Annotated in this window: 19 protein-coding genes, 1 pseudogene and 1 riboswitch; of the genes and pseudogenes, 9 read left to right on the forward strand and 11 right to left on the reverse strand. The window is 71.0% G+C overall.

Annotated elements, in window-relative coordinates:
• Positions 1-153, reverse strand: a riboswitch (cobalamin riboswitch).
• A gap of 49 nt (positions 154-202) precedes the next feature.
• From CCZ36_RS11525 to clpS, 4 genes are all read right to left on the reverse strand, one after another.
• Complete coding sequence (locus CCZ36_RS11525) at positions 203-625, reverse strand: Mov34/MPN/PAD-1 family protein (protein WP_006124878.1); 423 nt, start codon at positions 623-625, stop codon at positions 203-205.
• Between the two features lie 170 nt (positions 626-795).
• Positions 796-2247: an amino acid permease gene (locus CCZ36_RS11530; protein WP_128817591.1), complete on the reverse strand. Its 1452-nt coding sequence runs from the start codon at positions 2245-2247 to the stop codon at positions 796-798.
• Positions 2248-2591: 344 nt separating this feature from the next.
• Entirely contained in the window at positions 2592-3218 is a 627-nt protein-coding gene (locus CCZ36_RS11535) for a DUF2017 domain-containing protein (protein WP_069738422.1), read from the reverse strand.
• A 58-nt stretch (positions 3219-3276) separates the two neighbouring features.
• Positions 3277-3594, reverse strand: a complete 318-nt coding sequence (clpS, locus tag CCZ36_RS11540; RefSeq protein ID WP_006124882.1) for an ATP-dependent Clp protease adapter ClpS — start codon at positions 3592-3594, stop codon at positions 3277-3279.
• A 79-nt stretch (positions 3595-3673) separates the two neighbouring features.
• Between clpS and CCZ36_RS11545 the strand changes: the two genes are divergently transcribed.
• Together CCZ36_RS11545 and CCZ36_RS11550 are read left to right on the forward strand one after the other, a co-directional pair.
• On the forward strand, positions 3674-5002 hold the full coding sequence (locus CCZ36_RS11545) for a nicotinate phosphoribosyltransferase (protein WP_128817592.1): 1329 nt from the start codon (positions 3674-3676) through the stop codon (positions 5000-5002).
• 233 nt (positions 5003-5235) lie between these two features.
• A complete protein-coding gene (locus tag CCZ36_RS11550; protein WP_010062072.1) occupies positions 5236-5826 on the forward strand; it encodes an isochorismatase family protein in 591 nt (196 codons plus the stop codon).
• 30 nt (positions 5827-5856) lie between these two features.
• On the opposite strand, the gene CCZ36_RS11555 is transcribed toward CCZ36_RS11550, so the two are convergent.
• Both CCZ36_RS11555 and CCZ36_RS11560 read right to left on the reverse strand, forming a co-directional pair.
• Positions 5857-6285 carry a hypothetical protein gene (locus CCZ36_RS11555; RefSeq protein ID WP_069738420.1) on the reverse strand — a complete coding sequence of 143 codons (429 nt, stop codon included), beginning with the start codon at positions 6283-6285 and terminating at the stop codon, positions 5857-5859.
• Positions 6286-6409: 124 nt separating this feature from the next.
• Positions 6410-8812: an immune inhibitor A domain-containing protein gene (locus tag CCZ36_RS11560; RefSeq protein ID WP_079134136.1), complete on the reverse strand. Its 2403-nt coding sequence runs from the start codon at positions 8810-8812 to the stop codon at positions 6410-6412.
• Between the two features lie 428 nt (positions 8813-9240).
• Between CCZ36_RS11560 and CCZ36_RS11565 the strand changes: the two genes are divergently transcribed.
• Complete coding sequence (locus CCZ36_RS11565; RefSeq protein ID WP_069742688.1) at positions 9241-9576, forward strand: hypothetical protein; 336 nt, start codon at positions 9241-9243, stop codon at positions 9574-9576.
• Between the two features lie 32 nt (positions 9577-9608).
• Here CCZ36_RS11565 and CCZ36_RS11570 read toward each other — a convergent pair whose 3' ends face one another.
• From CCZ36_RS11570 to CCZ36_RS36935, 3 genes and pseudogenes are all read right to left on the reverse strand, one after another.
• Entirely contained in the window at positions 9609-10277 is a 669-nt protein-coding gene (locus CCZ36_RS11570) for an RDD family protein (protein ID WP_069738418.1), read from the reverse strand.
• Between the two features lie 161 nt (positions 10278-10438).
• On the reverse strand, positions 10439-11755 hold the full coding sequence (locus tag CCZ36_RS11575; RefSeq protein ID WP_443069802.1) for an RDD family protein: 1317 nt from the start codon (positions 11753-11755) through the stop codon (positions 10439-10441).
• A gap of 281 nt (positions 11756-12036) precedes the next feature.
• Positions 12037-12132 (reverse strand): annotated as a pseudogene (locus CCZ36_RS36935) (DUF2510 domain-containing protein); the annotation flags it as partial.
• 293 nt (positions 12133-12425) lie between these two features.
• Between CCZ36_RS36935 and CCZ36_RS11580 the strand changes: the two are divergent.
• Positions 12426-12908, forward strand: coding sequence for an SsgA family sporulation/cell division regulator (locus tag CCZ36_RS11580; protein WP_069738990.1), 483 nt, complete (start codon positions 12426-12428; stop codon positions 12906-12908).
• A gap of 74 nt (positions 12909-12982) precedes the next feature.
• On the opposite strand, the gene CCZ36_RS11585 is transcribed toward CCZ36_RS11580, so the two are convergent.
• Entirely contained in the window at positions 12983-14350 is a 1368-nt protein-coding gene (locus CCZ36_RS11585) for an FAD-binding oxidoreductase (protein ID WP_128817593.1), read from the reverse strand.
• Between the two features lie 97 nt (positions 14351-14447).
• Between CCZ36_RS11585 and CCZ36_RS11590 the strand changes: the two genes are divergently transcribed.
• Positions 14448-16091: a tetratricopeptide repeat protein gene (locus tag CCZ36_RS11590; protein WP_128817594.1), complete on the forward strand. Its 1644-nt coding sequence runs from the start codon at positions 14448-14450 to the stop codon at positions 16089-16091.
• An 85-nt stretch (positions 16092-16176) separates the two neighbouring features.
• Here CCZ36_RS11590 and hppD read toward each other — a convergent pair whose 3' ends face one another.
• On the reverse strand, positions 16177-17322 hold the full coding sequence (hppD, locus tag CCZ36_RS11595) for a 4-hydroxyphenylpyruvate dioxygenase (RefSeq protein ID WP_069738987.1): 1146 nt from the start codon (positions 17320-17322) through the stop codon (positions 16177-16179).
• Between the two features lie 122 nt (positions 17323-17444).
• On the opposite strand from hppD, the gene CCZ36_RS11600 reads away from it, so the two are divergent.
• Genes CCZ36_RS11600 through CCZ36_RS11615 form a run of 4 tightly spaced genes read left to right on the forward strand, consistent with a single transcriptional unit; the run spans position 17445 to position 20739 of the window.
• Positions 17445-17918, forward strand: a complete 474-nt coding sequence (locus tag CCZ36_RS11600) for an Lrp/AsnC family transcriptional regulator (protein ID WP_010070916.1) — start codon at positions 17445-17447, stop codon at positions 17916-17918.
• A gap of 43 nt (positions 17919-17961) precedes the next feature.
• Complete coding sequence (locus CCZ36_RS11605) at positions 17962-18609, forward strand: ABC transporter permease (RefSeq protein WP_069742692.1); 648 nt, start codon at positions 17962-17964, stop codon at positions 18607-18609.
• Positions 18602-19873, forward strand: coding sequence for a betaine/proline/choline family ABC transporter ATP-binding protein (locus tag CCZ36_RS11610; RefSeq protein WP_069738985.1), 1272 nt, complete (start codon positions 18602-18604; stop codon positions 19871-19873). The genes CCZ36_RS11605 and CCZ36_RS11610 overlap by 8 nt, the downstream gene beginning before the upstream one ends.
• On the forward strand, positions 19870-20739 hold the full coding sequence (locus tag CCZ36_RS11615; RefSeq protein ID WP_128817595.1) for an ABC transporter permease: 870 nt from the start codon (positions 19870-19872) through the stop codon (positions 20737-20739). Before CCZ36_RS11610 ends, CCZ36_RS11615 begins: the two co-directional genes overlap by 4 nt.

The following is a 20739-nucleotide window of genomic DNA, read 5'->3' on the forward strand; positions in this document are numbered from 1 at the left end:
CGGGCCAGTTCCTGGCTTCCGGGCCGCCCTCCGGTACGGAGTCGGAGTCCGTACGGGAGGGGGCCCGGTCACAGTGGCGGGACCGTGCCGGATTCGCACCGGCTTCCTGGTTCCTGCCGCCTTGATGGGTTCGGGTGCAGTGTGCCAGACCCGTTCGGCGGCTCCGCGCGGTACCGGGGGGCTCAGTGCGGCTCAGAGCGGCTCAGTACGCGTCGACGACCTGCACGTCTTCCTCGGTGATCTCGCCGTCCACGATGCGGTACGAGCGGAACTGGAAGGGGCCCGAGCCGTCGGTGTCGGCGGTGGAGACCAGGACGTAGTGGGCCCCGGGCTCGTTGGCGTACGTGACGTCGGTGCGGGAGGGGTAGGCCTCGGTGGCCGTGTGCGAGTGGTAGACGATCACGGGTTCCTCGTCGCGGTCGTCCATCTCGCGGTAGAGCTTGAGGAGGTCGGCCGAGTCGAACTCGTAGAACGTGGGCGAGCGGGCGGCGTTGAGCATCGGGATGAAGCGCTCGGGGCGGTCCGTCCCGGCCGGGCCCGCGACCACTCCGCACGCCTCGTCGGGGTGGTCGGCGCGGGAGTGGGCGACGATCTGGTCGTAGAGCGTCTGGGTGATGGTCAGCATGGCGCCAGGATAAGCAGGCGGGCCCCCGCGTACCGGTGGGTGGTACGCGGGAGCCCGCATGGTGGACGCCGTCGGCCTTTGGGGAGGCCGGGCGGTCCGGGAGGAGGGTGGTCGTGGGGCCCGCCCTCGGGGTCGGTGAGGCTCCCGGGGACGGCCCCCGGGAGCCCTGCTCAGCGGGTCTCGGTCGTGGCCTTCTCCGGCTCCTTCGCGCGCGACGGGAGCACCCGGTAGGAGACGAAGAGGAGGAGCGCCCACAGCGGTGCGCAGTAGAGCGAGATCCGGGTGTCCTTGTCGATGGCCATCATCACGATGACCAGGCCGATGAAGCAGAGCGCGAACCAGCTGGCGAACGGGGCGCCCGGGGCCTTGAACGAGGACGGCGGCAGGAGTCCGGCGTCGGCCTTGCGGCGGTAGCGGATCTGGCTGGTCAGGATCATGATCCAGGCCCACATGCCGGAGATGGTCGCGAAGGAGACGACGTAGGTGAACGCCTCGCCCGGCCACTGGTAGTTGATCCACACGCCGACGAGCATCAGGGCGGCGGAGAACGTGGTGCCCACCAGCGGCAGGCCGTTCCTCGTCAGCCGGGTGAAGGCGCGCGGGCCCTGGCCGTTGAGGGCGAGGTCGCGGAGCATGCGGCCGGTGGAGTACATGCCGGAGTTGCAGGAGGAGAGCGCCGCGGTGAGGACGACGAAGTTGACGATGGCGGCGCCGATGCCGAACCCCATCTCCTCGAAGGCCTTCACGAACGGGGAGACGCCGGGCTTGAACGTGGACCACGGCACGACCGAGAGGATCATGATCAGCGCGCCGACGTAGAAGACGGCGATGCGCCACGGCACGGTGTTGATGGCCTTGGGCAACACGGTCCTGGGGTCCTTGGACTCCCCGGCGGTGACACCGACGAGTTCCACCGCGAGGAAGGCGAACATGACGATCTGGAGCGTCATGAGGGTGCCGGTGATGCCGTTGGGGAAGAATCCGCCGTCGTTCCAGAGGTTGGAGACGGTCGCGGTGTCGCCGGCGTCGGAGAAACCGATGGTGAGGACGCCCGCGCAGATCAGGATCATGCCGATGATGGCGGTGACCTTGACCATGGAGAACCAGAACTCCAGCTCACCGAAGAGCTTCACGGAGATCAGGTTGGCACCGTAGAGAATGACGGTGAACACCAGGGCGGACAGCCACTGCGGAATGTTCCACCAGTACGTCATATAGAGGGCGGCAGCGGTGACTTCGGTGATTCCGGTGACGACCCAGAACAGCCAGTACGTCCAGCCGGTGACGAATCCGGAGAACGGGCCGATGAATTCGCGGGCGTACTCCGAGAAGGAGCCCGAGACCGGGCGGTACATGAGCAGCTCGCCCAGGGCCCGCATGATGAAGAAGATGACCAGGCCCGCGATGGCGTAGGCCAGGATGAGACTGGGGCCGGCCCGGTCGATGGCCTTGCCCGCGCCGAGGAAGAGCCCGGTGCCGATGGCTCCGCCGATGGCGATCATCTGAATCTGGCGAGCTCCCAGACCGCGCTGGTATCCCTCACCGCCGGCTCCGGCGTCCCCGGCATTTCCGCCGGACTGAGCTTTGTCGACCTGTCCCTCGTCGACCTGCGCCGATGTCATGGTGGTGCGCCCTTCTCCACGCCGATCCGCGCCGTACAAGGCTGCGGATCAGGTTCTGATCCCCCGGATATGGATGGAGTGCGACCGGCGTTCGGCCGGTGTGCAGCGCCCCGGGAAACAGGGGTGGCGTCCCCGGGCGGTCGTGAAGATTTATCACGGCCGTCACGGGACACCGTGGGACATTCTGTGGCGCACACCACAGGCAAAAAGGGATGAAAGGCCTCGCGTGGAACGAACAGCCCGAATGACTTGGGTTGATCATTACCCGGATCTGAGCGTCCGTTGAGCGAACAAGGAGCCGCTCACCCCCGCGGGGTGAGCGGCTCCTTGCCCCGGGAGGGCGCCTACGGCATGAGCGTCTCGACGAGGGATTCCTGGAGGGCGCCGAGCCAGAGGTAGGCCATCACCATGGGCTTGCGCGGATCGGTGTCGGGGAGCCGGTACAGCGAGCCCTCCTCGCCCTGGTCCTCGTCGGACACCTCCAGCCGGGTGCCGATGGTCAGGCGCAGGTCGTTGAGGGAGCGGAGCCAGCTGAGGCACTCGTCGCCGGTGAGGGTGAGGACGGCTCCGCCGTCCGGGGCGGGCGAGAGGGCGTCCAGGGTGCGGACGACGGCGAGGGCGTCGTCGCGCTTGCCGGAGCGCAGGTCCACCTCGGTGAACCGGCGGAACTCGGCGGACCGCTCGCGCAGCTCCTGTTCCTCCTCCGGCTTCACGGCCCCCACAGGCCCCTCGGGCCCTCCGGGGCCGCCGTAGGCGTCGGGGAAGAGCCGGGCGAGCGCCGGGTCGGTGGGCGGCTTGCTGGGGCCCTCCGCGAAGAGGGCGGCGAGCGGGTCCTCGCCGTCGGCGGGCTGGTCGCCGGGGCCGATCAGCTCCAGCAGCTGGACGGCGAGGGAGCGCAGGATGGAGATCTCGACCTCGTCGAGCGCGACGGCCGCGCCGCCGCCTGGGGTGGCCTCGAAATGGCCGGCCATGGATTCTCCGATGGTGGGTCGAACGGGGCGGTTGGCGGGGCAGGGCCCTGAAGGATGGCTAGTTGCGGTCCTGGGTGAGGGTGGCCCACAGCCCGTAACCGTGCATGGCCTGGACGTCGCGCTCCATCTCCTCGCGGCTTCCGCTGGAGACGACCGCGCGGCCCTTCTGGTGCACGTCCAGCATGAGCTTGTGGGCCTTGTCCTTCGGATAGCCGAAGTAGGCCTGGAAGACGTAGGTCACGTAGCTCATCAGGTTGACCGGGTCGTTGTGGACGAGCGTCACCCACGGGACGTCCGGCTCGGGGACCGCGAAGGCCTCCTCGGCCGAATCGGGACGTTCGATCTCTAGCGGGGTAGCAACGCTCACCTGTCCCATGCTGCCACCCGGGCGGGCCCGGCGCACAAACGGACCCCACATCTCGTCACTTTGACGAATAGGGGGTAGCATCCCAGCCATGAACACAGCGGACCTCGGTCGGCGGGTCGGCGTTCCGTCGACCGCGCTCTTCACCGACCAGTACGAACTGACCATGGTGCAGGCGGCGCTCAAGGCCGGCACCGCCGACCGGCACTCGGTCTTCGAGGCGTTCACCCGTCGGCTGCCCGAGGGGCGGCGGTACGGCGTCGTCGCCGGCACCGGCCGGGTGCTGGACGCGGTGGAGAACTTCCACTTCGACGACGAGATGATCGGCTTCCTGCGGCAGCAGGAGATCGTGGACGAGCCGACCCTCGAATGGCTGGCGCGATACCGCTTCAGCGGCGACATCTGGGGCTACCCGGAGGGTGAGCTCTACTTCCCCGGCTCCCCGATCCTGCGCGTCGAGGGGTCCTTCGCCGAGTGCGTGCTGCTGGAGACGGTGATCCTCTCCATCCTCAACCACGACTCCGCGATCGCCGCCGCCGCCTCGCGGATGTCGGCCGCCGCCGGGGGCCGCCGGCTGATCGAGATGGGTGCCCGCCGCACCCACGAGCTCTCCGCGGTCGCCTCGGCCCGTGCCGCGTACGTCGGCGGCTTCGACGCCACCTCCGATCTGGCGGCGGGCTTCCGCTGGGCGATCCCGACGGTCGGCACCAGCGCGCACGCCTTCACCCTGCTGCACGACACCGAGCGCGACGCGTTCCGGGCGCAGGTGGACTCGCTCGGCCGGGGCACGACGCTGCTGGTCGACACGTACGACGTGACCGAGGCGGTCCGGGCGGCCGTGGAGATCGCGGGCCCCGAGCTCGGCGCCGTACGGATCGACTCCGGGGATCTGCTGCTGGTCGCGCACCGGGTGCGGCAGCAGCTGGACGAGCTGGGGGCGACCGGCACGAAGATCGTGGTGACCTCGGACCTGGACGAGTACGCCATCGCCTCGCTGGCCGCCGCACCGGTGGACGCGTACGGGGTCGGCACCCAGCTCGTCACCGGGAGCGGGCACCCCACCTGCTCGATGGTCTACAAGCTGGTGGCCCGCGCCGGCTCGGCGGAGCCGGACGCCCCGCTGGTGCCGGTGGCCAAGAAGTCGCTCGGCGCGAAGTCGTCGGTCGGCGGTCGCAAGTGGGCCGCCCGCCGGACCGACGAGCACGGCGTCGCCGAGGCCGAGGTGATCGGCACCGGCCCGGTCCCCGACGAGCTGGCCGACCGGCAGCTGCTGGTGGAGCTGGCGCGGGGCGGCGAGGTGGTCGCCCGCGAGCCGCTGGACACGGTCCGGGAGCGGCACGTGGCCGCGCGGGCCGGGCTGCCGATGTCGGCGATCCAGCTGTCGCGGGGCGAGCCGGTGATCCCCACCGAGTACGCCTGAGCCCGTCCCCGTACGCCCGGGGGCCGGCCCCGGGGCCGCACCGGGCGTGCGGACCGGGCCGGTCCGCAACCGGGGGTTTCGCGGACGGGGCTTGATTGTGACGTTCGAGTGCCTAGGCTCGAACCCCCGGCCCCCTCCCGGCGGCCCCGGGCCCCGGGGCCGCCGGGCCCCGCTCGATCGCCGTCCCCGTTTCCGTCCCCACCCCGCTCTCGCCCCCACCGAAGGACACCGCCATGCACCGCGCATTGATCGTCGTGGACGTTCAGAACGACTTCTGCGAGGGCGGCAGCCTCGCGGTGGCGGGCGGTGCCGACGTCGCCGCCGCCATCACCGACCTGATCGGTGACGCCCAGCCCGCCTACCGCCACGTGGTCGCCACCCGCGACCACCACATCGACCCGGGCGGCCACTTCTCGCCGAACCCGGACTACGTCGACTCCTGGCCGGTGCACTGCGTCGCCGGTACGGAGGGCGTCGGCTTCCACCCCAACTTCGCGCCCGCCGTCGCCTCCGGCGCCATCGACACCGTCTTCGACAAGGGGGCGTACTCGGCCGCGTACAGCGGGTTCGAGGGCTCCGACGAGAACGGGACCGGCCTCGCCCAGTGGCTGCGCGACCGCGAGGTCACCGAGGTCGACGTGGTCGGCATCGCCACCGACCACTGCGTCCGGGCCACCGCGCTGGACGCGGCCCGTGAGGGCTTCGTCACGCATGTGCTGCTCGACCTGACCGCGGGCGTCTCCGGAGCCACCACGGAACGGGCCCTGGCGGAGCTGCGTACGGCGGGCGTGAAGCTCTCCGGCACGCCCGTCGTCGCGTCGTAACCCAGCCCCTCGGACCAGGCCCCTCGGCCGCTAGGCGGCCGGGCGGGCCGGTCCCGCGTACCCGGAGGGGCCCAGCAGCGCCCGGATCGGGTGCCACAGCTCCTGGCACGACGACACCGGCTGGGAAGCCTGGTGCCCCAGCGTCGGCGGCCGGACGTCGGCCCCGTCGGGCCGCGGGGCGGCCCGCCAGAGCAGACCGTCCGGATGGTGCAGCACCGCCGTGACCTCGTCCGGCGTCGGCGGCCGGTCGTTGCCGCGCAGATAGACCGCCCGCAGCCCCAGATTGCGCAGCCTGGTCAGGGCGCGCGCCCGGTTCGCCGCGTGCACCAGCACCCGTACCGGGGCTCCGGGCCCGGCTTCCGTACCGCTGCCGGGACCTGTGCCGTCGGCCGGTCTGGTGAGGGTCAGGGCGACCACCACCGTGCCGTTCGGCAACCTGCAGAAACCTCCGCCTGCCATGCTCCACGCTCCCCCGTGAGACGTCGCGTCAATAAGGATGTGAACAAGACGCACCTAAACACGATCGGCCGCCGCCCGCTAGAGGGCGACGGCCGATCATGGTTTGACCTGCGATTTTACGTGATCAGCGACCCGAGGGGCTGACCAGGACGGTCATCGTCCGGCCGTTGAGGGGCTCGTGGACGATGGAGATGCGGGTGTTCGTGTCAGAAACCTTGACACTGCCCGTCGGGTTCTCCTTGTACCAGTAGGTGCCCTTGCGGTCGTCGAAGACCGGGTTGCCCAGGCTGGGCTTGATGTACAGCGGCACGTCCGCGTTGTGGAGCGTGAAGCCCTTGTTCGGGTACCAGCTGAACGGGGCGTCGAACGGCTGGATCTTGTTGCGCAGGAGCGAGCCGTCCTTCCACTTGAGCGGCTTGGCGTGCGCGTCGATCGGCAGGATCAGACCCTGGCCCGGGTGGACCGAGGTGTTGTTGTCCTTCTGGGAGGTGTCCCAGAGCCAGACCAGCAGACCGGTCTGGTACGCGTAGTGCTCGACCCAGTCCGGACGCGTGGTGGCGAAGCCGAAGTTGTACGGGCCGACCTTCAGCGTCTCGTCGTAGGAGACGTACTGGCGGTTCTCGGCGATGTAGTACTGCGGGTAGTCCTGGGTGAAGGACTCACCGATCCGCGAGAAGCCCTTGGCGGTCCAGCCGTTGTCGTCGCCCTCGGCGTTGTCCGCGAAGAGCTCGGCGCCGTCGGCCGTGATGGTGATGGCGTCGGCCGCGAAGCCCTTGCCGCCCGCGCCGCCGTCCGTCTGGTAGCGGAAGCGGAGGTCGACCTTCTTGCCCGCGTAGGCGTCCAGCGAGAAGGAGAGCTTCTTGTAGTCGCCCGAGACGTCGGTCAGGGCCGGCTTGTCACTGGCGTCGCGCGGGATGGCCTTGCCGTCGGCGGTGCCGTCGAGCGCGGTCCAGCTGGTGCCGCCGTTGTCGGACACCTCGGTGTAGAGGTAGTCGTAGTCGGCCTCGATGTCGTACCAGCCCGAAAGGTCCAGCGTGGCCTTGGACTTGCCGGTCAGGTCGACCGAGCGGGTCAGGGTGTTCGACAGGTCGTCGCCCATGTCGCTCCACCACTGCTTCGAGCCCTCGGCGGGCTTGACGACGGTGGTGGTGACGGCCTTCTCCGGCAGCTCGACGACGAGCGCCTGCGGGTTCTTGGTGTTGTACTCCGAGACGCCCAGCTTGTGCAGGGAGGTCTTGCCGGCCTTGGCCTTGTCGTAGTCGAGCCAGCCGAGCTGGAGCTTGTCCCACGAGGTCATGTCGCCGGGCAGGTCGCCGATCTCACCCTTGCCGGTGCCGAGCCAGGAGCCCGCCGACATCAGGGACCAGAAGCCGACCGAGTTCTCGCCGCCGCCGGAGGTGTCGTACAGGTCCGGCAGACCGAGGTCGTGGGCGTACTCGTGGGCGAAGACGCCCAGGCCGCCGTTCTCGGGCTGGACGGTGTAGTCGCCGACCCAGATGCCCGTGTCGCCGATCTGGGCGCCACCGGCCTTGTTGTTCGCGGGGCCGGTCGCACCGGCGTTGGTGCCGTACGCGTACCAGCGGTGCGCCCAGATGGCGTTGGTGCCCTCGGCGCCGCCGCCGGCCGACTCGTCCTCACCGGCGTGGACCAGCTGGAAGTGGTCGATGTAGCCGTCGGGCTCGTTGAAGTTGCCGTCGCCGTCGAAGTCGTAGCGGTCCCACTCGTCGTACTCGGCGAGGTTCGCCTTGATCTCGGCGTCGCTGCGGCCCTTGGCCTTCTGGTCGGCGACCCAGGCGTTCACGCCGTCGCGGACCGCGTCCCACACGTTGGCGCAGTTGGACTGGCCGCAGTAGTTGGAGCCGTAACGGGCCTCGTTGTAGGGGACCTTGACCCAGTCGGAGACCTCGCCCTCGACCGAGTAGCGGCCCGAGGAGGTCTTCTCGTAGTAGGTCTTGAGCGAGTGGACGCCCTTGCCCTCGCCGAAGTAGAGCTCCTGGAAGTGCTCCTGGTTGTAGTCGGCCTTCCAGGCGGTGCTGTTGTCCTTCTTCGGGTCCGGCTCGGCGATCTCGTTGTGCGCCGGGCCCGGTGCGCCGCCGTACTTCTTGACGGGCGGCTTGGGGCCGTCGCCGTCCGGGTCGTACATCGTGGTGTCGTCGACCTGGTCGCCGAACTCCAGCAGGATGGTGAAGATCTTGTCGGTCTTCTCCCGGCCGAGCTCCACGTACTTCTTGTCGCCGAGCTTGACGACCTTGGAGCCGCTCCGGTTCGCCACCTTCTTGTCCCCGGCCAGCACCTGCTCCAGCGCGGCCTCGCGCTGGGCGGCCTGCTGCTCGCTGAAGGGGCCCTCCAGGTTGTGCTCCACATGCCCCTTGGCCGGCGCCGGGTCACGGCGGTCGACGGTGGAGACACCGGAACCTGATGAGTGGTCATGCGCCTGAGCGGTGGCGAAGGTCGACGCCGTCGCAGCGGTCGCGGCCATGGCCACGACAACGGCGGCGGCGCGAAGCGCCCGTCTCTGATTGGTCACTTGAAGCAGTCCTCCCCGGGCGTCCCGCGCGGCGGCCAGGGGGGTATGGAGAGGGCCGCGCGCGTGAACGCGTCACAAGTGACGACATTCGATCGAAGTTATGAGAGAAAAGACAGACCTTGACTTGCACAGACCAAGTGCACTATGCGGAGCACTTTTCCGGTATACGGACGGTCTGAGAAGGGCATGGAAACGGCAAAGGAACGGCGACCGGCCCGGATCCGCCCGGCCGGACGTTTCAACAGGCGCGCCCAACTGTCCGGTTGGTGAGAGCCGTGACTCCGTGCGCCCCCTGTGCACCGGTACCGTGTGTTAGGTCACGCTTACTACCGGTCCGGGTCGGGCATCCACCGTCGTAGGGTCGTTCGGCGCGCACGAGCGCGCCGAACGCCGCCCGCCCATCCGACGTCCCGAGGACGGAAACCGTCATGCCGCGTCCGACTGCCGCACAGTTCGCCTACGGTTCGGCCACCGTCGTCGCAACGACGCTCGCCCTGCTGCTGCTGTTCCGCACGGAGTCCGGCGTGGGGGTGGCCGCCGTCGGCACGACCGCGCTGGTCCTCGGCCTCCTGGTCGCCGTACGCCTGCCGCACCCCGGCCACGGAACGGCGGAAGGAGCCGGGCGGACCGCGACCGACCGGGCCTCAGCAGCCGCCCGAACGCACCACGCCCTGGAGGGCATCGGGGCCCGCGAACGGGTTCCGGCGGCGCGCTCGTCCGCCCGCCCGTCCGCGCGGGCCGACGAGCACTCGCTGCGCCGCTAGCCGGCCCGGGGGCGGACCCGGGCTCGGACTCGCTAGCGGGCCACGACGACGACCGTCTTGGCCGCCTTGTCCTGGAGCCCCTGCCGGTAGGGCTTGTCGGTGAACATCAGCACGATGTTGATCAGCCACCACAGGCACGGGCAGCACAGCAACGCCGGGGCCCAGAGCACGACCGCCCGCATCAGCGCGGCCCCGGTGTCCGGCACCCGCCCGTCGTTGAGCATCGCGACGCGCAGCTTCAGCAGCCGCTTGCCCAGCGTGCGGCCGTCCTTGTGGGTGAAGTAGGTGTCGTACGCGACGTAGACGACCAGGCCGATGATCGACCAGAGCAGCTGGTGCCCGCTGTACCCGCCGGCGACCGCGTCGCCGAACCCGTCGTCCCCGTCCCCGTTGACGTCGACCGCGCCGCCCCAGGGCAGCGAGATCAGATACAGCGGGATCGAGATGATGAGGAAGTCGATGAGCCGCGCCAGGATCCGCTTCCCCGGCTCGGCGAGCGGCGGCATCCCGGCGAGGGGGTCGGGCACCCCGAACCCTCCGCCGCTGCCGTACGGATCGTTCGGCGGAGGCGGCGGCGGAGGGGGCGGCGGAGCACTGCCGTACGGCTGACCGTCGGACGGCGGCGGGGGCTCCTGCGGCTTCTTGAGGAACGGATCGTCGTCCTCGGGCGGCTGGCCGGGCGTCGGCTGGTCGTTGCTCATGGGGGCAGTGCATCCCGCACCACCGGGGCCCGCAACGGCTCAGATGCGTTCGGGGGACGCGGGGCGGCATACGGGTCCGGACCGGCATGTCGCCACCCGCCCGGCCGACTTTTCCGATAAACGGACGACGGTCCGCAGTTCGCCGGTTCCGCTCAGCCCGATCAGCCCGCCACGAACGTACGGGCGGCCTTGTCGTGCCAGCACTGGCGCCACGGGCGGTCGAACAGGCACCACAGGACGTTGACCACGCCGAGCACGAGCAGCCCCAGCACGCCGTAGACGAGCCAGCGGCGCAGGGCCGCTCCCAGGGACGGGGTGTCATGGGACTCGATGTCCCGTACGTCGAGCCCGAACAGCTTCTTGCCCAGGGTCCGGCCCCACTTGGCCGTCGGCAGGGCCTCCAGCAGGAAGCCGAGGAGCAGGAACGCGGCGAGCAGCGCCCCCAGCAGGGCCCCGGTGGTGGAGTCCAGCAGCCAGACGGTGACGGTCTCCCCCGTCTCCTTCGCCGCGGTGATCTTCCGGTCGATGTGGTCGAGCGCCCGGGCCGACAGCGGGACGGCCACCGCCCCGACGACCGCGCCGAGCACGAGGTTGTCGACGAGCCGGGCGGCGAACCGCTTGCCGAGCCCGGCGGGGCGGGCCGAAGCCTGGTTGCGGGCGAGTTGCTGGAAGGGGTCGTCGACCGGCGGCTTCCACGGCACGACGGGCTGGTCCGCACCGGCCGCCGGTCCCGTTGCGGCTCCCTGGTACTGGTGGGGCAACTGTTGTTGCTGCTGCGGTTCGGGCTGGGCCAGTTGGTGGACCTGCTGCGCCCAGGAGGCCGAGCCGCCGCCCGGACCGGGCGTGAGGGGCGTGTGCAGCGCCGCCGACGGCGCGGGGTCGGGGGACGACGTGGCTACGGGGGTGGGGGCGGGAGCCGGGGCGGGCGCGGGAGCCGACGCCTGAGCCTGATGTGCGGGCTGGGCGCGGTGGGGCTGCTGTGCGGGCTGGGGCTGTGCCGGTGTCGACGCCTGCTGGGCCGGCGCCTGCGGAGGCATCGCCTGCTGGGCCTGGGCCTGCGGAGGCGCCGCCTGCTGGGCCTGGGCCTGCGGAGGCGTCGCCTGCTGGGCCTGGGCCGGGAGGGCGCGGGGCGCCGGGGCCGGCGCGAGGCTGTCGGGGGCCGCGCTGACGCCCTGCGGCCCCTGTGGCGTAACGGCGTTCGACGGTGCCGGGCCGGGCTGGACGTCACCGGCTGCCGGGGCGCCGCTCCCGGGGGCGCCGCCCCGTACCGCGTTCGCCCGGGGGCCCATCGCACGGATCGTGACCGTCCCGTCCGTCGGCGGGCGCACCCCGGCCTCCTCGGCAGGCCGGCCGCCCCCCTCCCGCATCCCGGGCAGCGCGCCGCCGGTGGGGTCCTGGGACAGCGGCGCCCTCGGGTCGGCCGGTGGCGACGGGCGTCCGGGGCGGAGCTCGCGGGCTCCTGTGCCGGTCCACCCCACTCGACCCGGCGGTCCCGTTCGCCGCCGAACCCGTTCTGGCGTGCGGCGTCCGCCTGCCAGACCGACGCTCCGTCAGCGGGCCCCGCCGCCCGGTCCGGGGCGGACGCGCCGGAACCCGGCGAACCCCCCGCGCCGTCCTGGGGGCCGTCCTCCTCGTCGAAGAAGATCGGCCCGGTCTCCTCCACCGGCGCGGTCCGCGCACCGGCCGCCGGGGCGGGGGCGGTCGTGTCCGGTTCGGTCTGCCGGGGCGCGGGGCGGCTCGTACCGGGGACCCAGGAAGCGCCGTTCCAGTACCGGACGTAGCCGGGGATGGAGGGGTCGGGGTAGTAGCCCTCACGGGGGCTTTCGTCACCGGGTGCCGGAGTTGGCGCGCTCATCAGCGGGTCCCGTATCTCTTCGAGGCCTCAGGCCGTCCCCGCCGGGCGGGCGGACGGCCTCAATACAAGGGTCCACATCTATCAGACAGCCGCCCGCCCCCGGGCCGGTCCACCTGTTTGGGCCCCCTTTCGAGACGGGTTCCGTGCCGGGTTCGCCACGGGTTCGGGACGGCTTCCGAATCCGGCCGAAGTTTTTTCCAGAAGTCGCGTAATAGGTGGCGGGGAGGGCGCTCTCTCCTTGTGCGGGACGGTCACGGGACCGGCCCATGAGCACCGGAAGGTCGTGCATTTCGATGATGAGCATCGTGGAACGTGAGCTGGAGCTGAAGCTGGTCCTGTCCCCCGAGCGGTCCATCCCGGTACCCGCCCGGCTGGCGTACCGCACCGACGACCCGTACGCCGTGCACATCGCCTTCCACATCGGCTCCGAGTCGCCCGTGCACTGGACGTTCGCCCGGGAGCTGCTGGTGGAGGGCGTGTTCCGGCCGTGCGGGCACGGGGACGTGCGGATCTGGCCGACGAAGGTCGCGGGCCGCAGCGTCATCTGCGTGGCCCTCACCTCCCCCGACGGCAACGCCCTGCTGGAGGTGCCGTCGGCCGCCGTGGCCGCCTGGGTGGAGCGGACCCTGCGGGTGGTTCCGCCGGGCACCGAGAGCGACCGGCTCGGCCTGGACGAGGCGCTGGCGGAGCTGCTGGCACCGCTGCCGGCCGACGACCTGTGGCTGAGCGACCCGTGGTCGGCGGACGAGTCGCCGTCCCAGGACGGTGAGGCGTGAGGGCCCCCGCACGGAGCGGGGGCCGGCGGGGCGGCGGTCAGAAGGGCTTGCCGGGGTTATCGGCGGAGCAGGGGTCAGAAGAGCTTGCCGGGGTTGAGGAGACCGAGCGGGTCGAAGGCGGCCTTGATGGAGCGCTGCAGTTCGACGCCGGTCTCCCCCAGCTCGCGGGCCAGCCACTCCTTCTTGAGGACTCCGACGCCGTGTTCGCCGGTGATGGTTCCGCCGAGTTCGAGACCGAGCGCCATGATGGCGTCGAAGGACTCGCGGGCCCGGCGGGACTCGTCGGGGTCGTGGTGGTCGAAGCAGACGACGGGGTGGGTGTTGCCGTCGCCCGCGTGGGCGCAGACGCCGATGGTGAGGCCGTACTCCTCGGCGATGGCGGCCGTGCCCGCGAGCATCGCGCCGAGCTGCGAGCGCGGGACGCACACGTCGTCGATCATCGTGGCGGACTTGACGGTCTCCAGGGCGGTGAGGGACATGCGGCGGGCCTGGAGGAGGAGTTCGGACTCGGCCGGGTTGTCGGCGGGGACCACTTCGGTGGCCCCGGCGGCGGTGCAGAGCTCGCCGACGGCGGTGAGATCGGCGACCGGGTCCGGGGTGTCGAAGGCGCAGAGGAGGAGTGCCTCGGTGGTCTCGGGCAGGCCCATGGAGGCCATCGCGTTGACGGCACGCACGGTCGTACGGTCCATCAGTTCGAGGAGTGACGGGGTGTGACCGCGCTCCATGATCCGGCACACGGCGTCACAGGCGGTGGCCGCGGAGGGGAACTCGGCGGCGAGGACGAGCTGCTGCTGCGGCCGGGGTTTGAGCGCGAGGACGGCCTTGACGATGATCCCGAGGCTGCCCTCGGAGCCGACGAAGAGCCGGGTCAGGTCGTATCCGGCGACGCCCTTGGCGGTGCGGCGGCCGGTGGTCAGGAGCCGCCCGTCGGCGAGGACGACCTCCAGGCCCAGTACGTATTCGGCGGTGACCCCGTACTTCACGCAGCACAGGCCGCCGGACGCGGTGCCGATATTGCCGCCGATGGTGCACGTCTCCCAGCTGGACGGGTCCGGCGGGTAGTACAGACCGTGTTCGTTCACCGCGCGTGAGAGCACCGCGTTGACGACGCCCGGTTCGACGACGGCGATCCGGTCGACCGGGCTGATCTCCAGGATCCGGTCCATCCTCACCAGGGAGAGCACGACGCAGCCGTCCGAGGCGTTGGCCGCGCCGGACAGGCCGGTACGGGCGCCCTGCGGGACGACGGGGACGCGCAGCGCGGTGGCGGTGCGCATGACGTGCTGGACCTGCTCGACCGTGCGCGGGAGCACCACGACGGCCGGGGTGCCCGCCTCGCAGAAGCTCGCCATGTCGTGGGCGTAGGACGCGGTGACGTCCGGATCGGTGATCAGCGCCTCGGGAGGCAGTCCCGCGCGCAGCCGTTCGAGGAGATCGCTCATGATCCAAGCGTGTCACCCGGGGCCAATGGTGTGAACCCGTGAGCGGGGGCGATCCCAAGGCGCGGTGTGCTCGTATGACTGACGCAGAGTGATGGTCATGGATGTCACGCCGCAGCAGGGCCCGGACTCCGGCCGGCCGCCCGAGCCGTCCCCGCAGGACCCTTGCGCCCTGCCCGCCGAAGGCGCCACCGCGCTGCCCCCGCCACCGCCCACGCTGCGGACGACGCTGCGCCGGGCCGCGTTCGGCGCGGTGGCCGCCGGGGTGCTGCTGGCGGGGGCCCTGGTGGCGGTGGACGACAGGGACGAGCGGCCGAAGGAGCCGGGGCCGGTCGAGCGGGCCGAGGCGGCGGCGACCGCGGGGTCCCCGGCCTCGCTCTCGGACCTCACCGCGCTGATCGGGGACCGGCAGAAGTGGGTGGAGTCCCACCCGAAGGACGCCCCGTCCCTGGCGACGCTCGGTACGGCGTACGTGGAATGGGCGCGGCGTTCGGCGGACACGGCGTACTACCCCCGCGCCGAAGAGGCCCTGAAGCGGTCGCTGGAGGCGCAGCCGGGCGAGCGCGGGAACGGGGAGGCGTGGGTGGGGCTGGCGGCCCTGGCCAACGCCCGGCACGACTTCCTCGCGGCGAAGCGGTGGGGCGAGACGGTGAGGAAGCAGCAGCCGACGGCGTGGAGCGTGTACCCGGTCCTCATCGACGCGTACACCGGGCTCGGCGACCGGAAGGCGGCGACCGCGGCGACGGAGAAGTTCGGCGAGCTGCGCAAGGGGGTCCCCGCGCTGGCCCGCACCGCCGACCTCTACCGGGGCCAGGGCTGGCGCGAGGACGCGCTGGCCACCGCCCGGGAGGCGGCCGACCGGGCGACGCGGCCGGCCGAGAAGGCCGAGGCACTGCACCGGCTCGGCGAGCTGGCCTGGGAGCGGGGCGAGCCGGAGGAGGCGGTGGCGCAGTTCGACGCGGCGCTGCGCACGGACTCCGCTCACCACGCCTCGCTGGCGGGCCGGGCCCGGGCCCTGGTGGCGCTGGACCGCACCGACGAGGCGCTGGCCGCGTACCGCCGGGCGCTGGAACAGCTGCCGCGCCCGGAGTACGCGTTGGAGCTGGGCGAGCTGTACGCGTCGCTGGGGCTGGACGGGGACGCCCGCACCCAGTACGCGAAGCTGCGGGAGATGGTGGCCGCGGCGAAGAAGGACGGGGTCGACGAGTCCCTGGTGCTGGCCCGGTTCGAGGCCGACCACGGGGATCCGGAGGCCGCGGTGGAGCTGCTGCGGGCGCAGTGGCGGGGGCAGCACCGCAGTGCGGCGGTGGCGGACGCGCTGGGCTGGGCGCTGCACCGGGCGGGGAGGTCCGAGGAGGGCCTGGAATACGCGCAGCGGGCGGCCGACACGGGCGTGCGGAACGCCTCGTACGCCTATCACCTCGGCGTGATCCAGCGGGCGCTGGCGCACTACGGTCCGGCGCGCCGGAATCTGGAGCAGGCCGTGCGCACCAAACCGGCGTTCTCGCCGCTCGCCGCGCCGCTGGCGCGGGAGGCGCTGGACGCGCTGGGCGAGCCGCCGCCGGGCGGACCGGGCGACATGCGGCCGCCGTCCCCGCCGCCGTCCCCCGAGCCGAAGCGGGAGCCGCGGCCGGAGCGGGAGAAGAAGCCCGAGGCCCCGGCACCTGCTCCGTCGGGAACGGCGGCCGCCCTTTCGACGTCCCCGTCACCCTCCGCACCGCCCTCCGTGTCGCAGAGCCCGTGAAGCGGAGGCCATCAGCGACGGACGCCGCCGTGGTCCGAGGTACTGCCTCGGACCACGGCGGCGTCTTGGCACCCGAAGGCGCGGATCAGAGGTTGCCGCGCTTCTCCTGCTCGCGCTCGATCGCCTCGAACAGGGCCTTGAAGTTGCCCTTGCCGAAGCCCATGGAGCCGTGGCGCTCGATCATCTCGAAGAAGACGGTCGGCCGGTCCTGGACCGGCTTGGTGAAGATCTGCAGCAGGTAGCCGTCCTCGTCGCGGTCGACGAGGATCTTCAGCTCGCGCAGGGTCTCGACCGGCACCCGGGTCTCGCCGGCCCACTCGCCGAGGGTGTCGTAGTACGAGTCGGGGGTGTCCAGGAACTGCACACCGGCGGCGCGCATCGAGCGGACCGTGGAGACGATGTCGTTGGTGGCGAGCGCGATGTGCTGGACGCCCGCGCCGCCGTAGAACTCCAGATACTCGTCGATCTGCGACTTCTTCTTCGCGATCGCCGGCTCGTTGATCGGGAACTTGACCTTGAGCGTGCCGTCGGCGACGACCTTCGACATGAGGGCGGAGTACTCGGTGGCGATGTCGTCGCCGACGAACTCCTTCATGTTGGTGAAGCCCATGACCTCGTTGTAGAAGCCGACCCACTCGTTCATCCGGCCGAGCTCGACGTTGCCGACGCAGTGGTCGATCGCCTGGAAGGTGCGCTTGGCGGGCGGCTCGACGATCGGCTTGGCCGCGACGAAGCCGGGGAGGTAGGGGCCGTCGTAGCCGGAGCGCTCCACCAGGGTGTGGCGGGTCTTGCCGTACGTCGCGATGGCGGCGAGGACGACCGTGCCGTGCTCGTCCTTGACCTCGTGCGGCTCGGTGATGCCGCGCGCACCGCGCTCGACGGCGTACGCGTACGCGGCCCGGGCGTCCGGGACCTCGATGGCGAGGTCGACGACACCGTCGCCGTGCGCGGCGACGTGGTCGGCGAGGAAGGTGCCCCACTCGGTGGAGGCCTTGATCACGGAGGTGAGGACGAAGCGGGCGGAGCCGTTGGTCAGGACGTAACTCGCGGTCTCGCGGCTGCCGTTCTCCGGTCCGGAGTAGGCCACGAGCTTCATGCCGAAGGCGGTCGAGTAGTAGTGCGCGGCCTGCTTGGCGTTGCCCACGGCGAAGACGACCGCGTCCATTCCCTTGACCGGGAAGCGGTCGGCCTGCGCTGCGGTGTCGGGGCTGGTGTGCAGAGTCTCAGTCATGTTCGAAGGCTCTCCCCGCATCGCAAGGTGCGCAATAGTTCACGCAATCACTGGTCAATATGTTCAGCGGATGGCCATCATGGCCGGACTATCTGTACAGGCTGACCACCGGAGGCGGGCCCATGGCGATCGATCATCTGGACGGCCGGCTCATCGTGCTGCTCGCACGTGAGCCACGCATAGGCGTCCTCGAAGCATCCCGACGGCTGGGGGTGGCGCGCGGGACCGTCCAGGCGCGGCTGGACCGCCTTCAGTCGAATGGCGTCATCCGGGGGTTCGGCCCGGACGTGGACCCCGCGGCGCTCGGCTATCCGGTCACCGCGTTCGCCACACTGGAGATCAAACAGGGTCAAGGAGCCGACGTACGGGCGCACTTGGGCGGTGTACCGGAGGTGCTGGAGCTGCACACGACCACCGGTCACGGGGACATGCTCTGCCGGCTCGTCGCCCGTTCCAACGCCGATCTTCAGCGAGTGATCGACCGGGTTGTCGGATTTGATGGCATTGTCCGGGCTTCCACGGCGATCGTCATGGAGAACCCGGTTCCGCTGCGGATCATCCCGCTGGTGGAGCAGGCGGCCGAGGACACCGGCTGAGCCGAAGGGCTCGGCGACACCGACGGAGCCGAGGGAGTGCCGTGTGAGCTTCTGGGAGTATCTGAGCACGCGCCACCAGCAGCTCCTCACGGATGCGTTCCAGCACGTCAGCGCGGTTTTCCAGTGCATGGTGATCGCCACCGTTCTGGGCGTGATCATCGGGGTGGTGAGCTATCGCAGTGGCTGGGGCGGCTCGCTGGCCATCACCTCCACGGCGACGATCCTGACCATTCCGTCCCTCGCCGCGATCGGTCTGCTGATCCCGCTGGTCGGCCTCGGGGTCGCCCCGACCGTGATCACGCTGACGCTGTACGGGCTGCTGCCGATCGTCCGGAACTCCATCGTCGGGCTGCGGGGCGTCGACCCGGCCCTGGTCGACGCGGCGACGGGCATCGGGATGTCGCGTACGGCGCGCCTGTGCCGGGTGGAGCTGCCGCTCGCCTGGCCGCCGATCCTGACCGGGATCCGGGTCTCCACGCAGATGCTGATGGGCATCGCCGCGATCGCCGCGTACGCCTCCGGGCCCGGCCTCGGCAACGAGATCTTCCGGGGGATCGCCTCGCTGGGCAGCGCCAACGCGATCAACCAGGTGCTCGCGGGCACGCTCGGCATCGTGATCCTCGCCCTGCTCTTCGACGCCGCGTACGTCCTGCTGGGACGGCTGACCATCCCGAGGGGGATCCGTGCCTGAGACCGAGACCGACCCGGCCGTCACGACGGAGGAGGGGGCGGCGGCCGCGTCCGGGGCCACCATCCAGCTGGAGAACCTCACCAAGAGGTACCCCGGCAACCCGAACCCGGCCGTCGACAACGTCTCCATGGAGATCAAGGCGGGCGAGACGGTGATCTTCGTCGGCCCGTCCGGCTGCGGGAAGTCGACCACCCTGAAGATGATCAACCGGCTGATCGAGCCGACGTCGGGCCGGATCCGGATCGGCGACGAGGACGTCACCGACATCGACCCGGTGAAGCTGCGCCGCAAGATCGGTTACGCCATCCAGTCCTCCGGTCTCTTCCCGCACATGACGGTCGCGGACAACATCGCCCTGGTGCCGAAGATGGTCGGCTGGTCGAAGTCCCGGGTGAAGGACCGGGTGGAGGAGATGCTGGACCTGGTGGGTCTGGACCCGCGCGAGTTCCACGGGCGCTATCCGCGTCAGCTCTCCGGCGGGCAGCAGCAGCGGGTGGGCGTGGCGCGGGCGCTGGCCGCCGACCCTCCGGTCCTCCTGATGGACGAGCCGTTCGGGGCGGTCGACCCGATCACCCGCGACCACCTCCAGGACGAACTGATCCGGCTCCAGCACGAGTTGCACAAGACGATCGTGTTCGTCACCCATGACTTCGACGAGGCGATCAAGCTGGGCGACCGGATCGCGGTGCTGCGGGAGCGGTCGCACATCGCGCAGTTCGACACCCCCGAGGCGATCCTCACCAACCCGACGGACGACTTCGTCTCCGGTTTCGTCGGCGCGGGCGCGGCCCTCAAACGCCTCAACCTCACCCGCGTACGGGACGTGGGCATCGCGGACTTCCCGACGGTGACGGTCGAGGACCCGCTCCAGACGATCTTCAACAAGCTGCGCAACGGCCCGCACAACGAGCTGCTGATGCTGGACCGGCGGAACCGCCCGTACAAGTGGCTGCGGCGCGGCGATCTGATGCGGGCGCGCGGTTCGCTGGCGCGGGCCGGGCAGCTGGTGCACGACACGGTGACCCGGGACGCCACGCTGCACGACGCGCTGGAGGCGGTGCTCACGGACAGCGGGGGCCGGGTGGCGGTGACCGGGCGGCGCGGCGAGTTCATCGGGGTCGTCGACATGAAGACGCTGATGGACAACGTGCAGGAGCTGCTGGAGGCGGACCGGCTGACCGCGATGGAGCACCAGCACGAGCTGGAGGAGCAGCGCGTCCACCAGACGGAGCAGGAGCTGGAGGGGGGTGGCGGCGGAGTATGAGCCCCAGCCATCGGTCCGGCTCGGACAAGGGCCCGGCGGCCCCGACCCGGCCGCCGGGCGAACACGACGTCAAGGGCCACCCGTTCCACGACGAGGAGAGCGCCCCCTCCCCCGCCCCGGCCGCGCCGGAGCGCCGGATCACCTGGCGGAAGCTGGTGGTCCTGCCGGCGGTGCTGGCCGTCATCCTGGTGATCACGTACGTCTGGATCACCAACATCCACCTGGACTCGATCGCGGAGAACTCCCTCTCCGGCGGAAATGTGCAACTGCGCTGGTGGCAGCACGTACGGCTGACGGCGATCTCGACGTTCTGGGTGCTGATCATCGCGATCCCGCTCGGTATCGCGCTGACCCGGCGGCGGCTGCGGAAGGCCGCCCCGGCGTTCACGGCACTGGCGAACGTCGGGCAGGCGACCCCGGCGATCGGTCTGCTGGCGCTGCTGGTGATCTGGCTGGGCATCGGCCCGCGTACGGCGATCATCGGCATCGTGATCTACGCGGTGCTGCCGGTGCTCTCCAACACGGTGGCGGGCCTGCGGGCGATCGAGCCGAGCATGATCGAGGCGGCGCGCGGGATGGGGATGTCCGGGCGGGGCGTCCTGCTGAAGGTGGAGCTGCCGCTCGCGGTGCCGCTGATCCTGGCGGGCGTCCGTACGGCCCTGGTGCTCAACGTCGGTACGGCGACGCTGGCGACGTTCGGCGGGGGCGGCGGGCTCGGCGACCTGATCACCTCGGGGATCCAGACGCAGCGGATGCCGGTGCTGATCATCGGCTCGGTGCTGACGGTGGTGCTGGCGCTGCTGGTGGACTGGCTGGCCTCGCTGGCCGAACTGGCGCTGACGCCGCGCGGGCTGGAGGAGCGGTGA

The sequence above is a fragment of the Streptomyces sp. S063 genome (genome assembly GCF_002832675.1).
Classification (GTDB): domain Bacteria; phylum Actinomycetota; class Actinomycetes; order Streptomycetales; family Streptomycetaceae; genus Streptomyces; species Streptomyces sindenensis.

What these genes read in the sequence shown, in the direction of transcription:
- clpS (WP_006124882.1), bottom strand. Translation starts at nt 3,594, where the DNA reads ATGGGACAGGTGAGCGTTGCTACCCCGCTAGAGATCGAACGTCCCGAT.
- CCZ36_RS11525 (WP_006124878.1), bottom strand. Translation starts at nt 625, where the DNA reads ATGCTGACCATCACCCAGACGCTCTACGACCAGATCGTCGCCCACTCC.
- CCZ36_RS11615 (WP_128817595.1), top strand. Translation starts at nt 19,870, where the DNA reads ATGAGCCCCAGCCATCGGTCCGGCTCGGACAAGGGCCCGGCGGCCCCG.
- CCZ36_RS11585 (WP_128817593.1), bottom strand. Translation starts at nt 14,350, where the DNA reads ATGAGCGATCTCCTCGAACGGCTGCGCGCGGGACTGCCTCCCGAGGCG.
- CCZ36_RS11590 (WP_128817594.1), top strand. Translation starts at nt 14,448, where the DNA reads ATGGATGTCACGCCGCAGCAGGGCCCGGACTCCGGCCGGCCGCCCGAG.
- CCZ36_RS11600 (WP_010070916.1), top strand. Translation starts at nt 17,445, where the DNA reads ATGGCGATCGATCATCTGGACGGCCGGCTCATCGTGCTGCTCGCACGT.
- CCZ36_RS11555 (WP_069738420.1), bottom strand. Translation starts at nt 6,285, where the DNA reads ATGGCAGGCGGAGGTTTCTGCAGGTTGCCGAACGGCACGGTGGTGGTC.
- CCZ36_RS11535 (WP_069738422.1), bottom strand. Translation starts at nt 3,218, where the DNA reads ATGGCCGGCCATTTCGAGGCCACCCCAGGCGGCGGCGCGGCCGTCGCG.
- CCZ36_RS11530 (WP_128817591.1), bottom strand. Translation starts at nt 2,247, where the DNA reads ATGACATCGGCGCAGGTCGACGAGGGACAGGTCGACAAAGCTCAGTCC.
- CCZ36_RS11550 (WP_010062072.1), top strand. Translation starts at nt 5,236, where the DNA reads ATGCACCGCGCATTGATCGTCGTGGACGTTCAGAACGACTTCTGCGAG.
- CCZ36_RS11570 (WP_069738418.1), bottom strand. Translation starts at nt 10,277, where the DNA reads ATGAGCAACGACCAGCCGACGCCCGGCCAGCCGCCCGAGGACGACGAT.
- CCZ36_RS11545 (WP_128817592.1), top strand. Translation starts at nt 3,674, where the DNA reads ATGAACACAGCGGACCTCGGTCGGCGGGTCGGCGTTCCGTCGACCGCG.
- CCZ36_RS11565 (WP_069742688.1), top strand. Translation starts at nt 9,241, where the DNA reads ATGCCGCGTCCGACTGCCGCACAGTTCGCCTACGGTTCGGCCACCGTC.
- CCZ36_RS11580 (WP_069738990.1), top strand. Translation starts at nt 12,426, where the DNA reads ATGATGAGCATCGTGGAACGTGAGCTGGAGCTGAAGCTGGTCCTGTCC.
- hppD (WP_069738987.1), bottom strand. Translation starts at nt 17,322, where the DNA reads ATGACTGAGACTCTGCACACCAGCCCCGACACCGCAGCGCAGGCCGAC.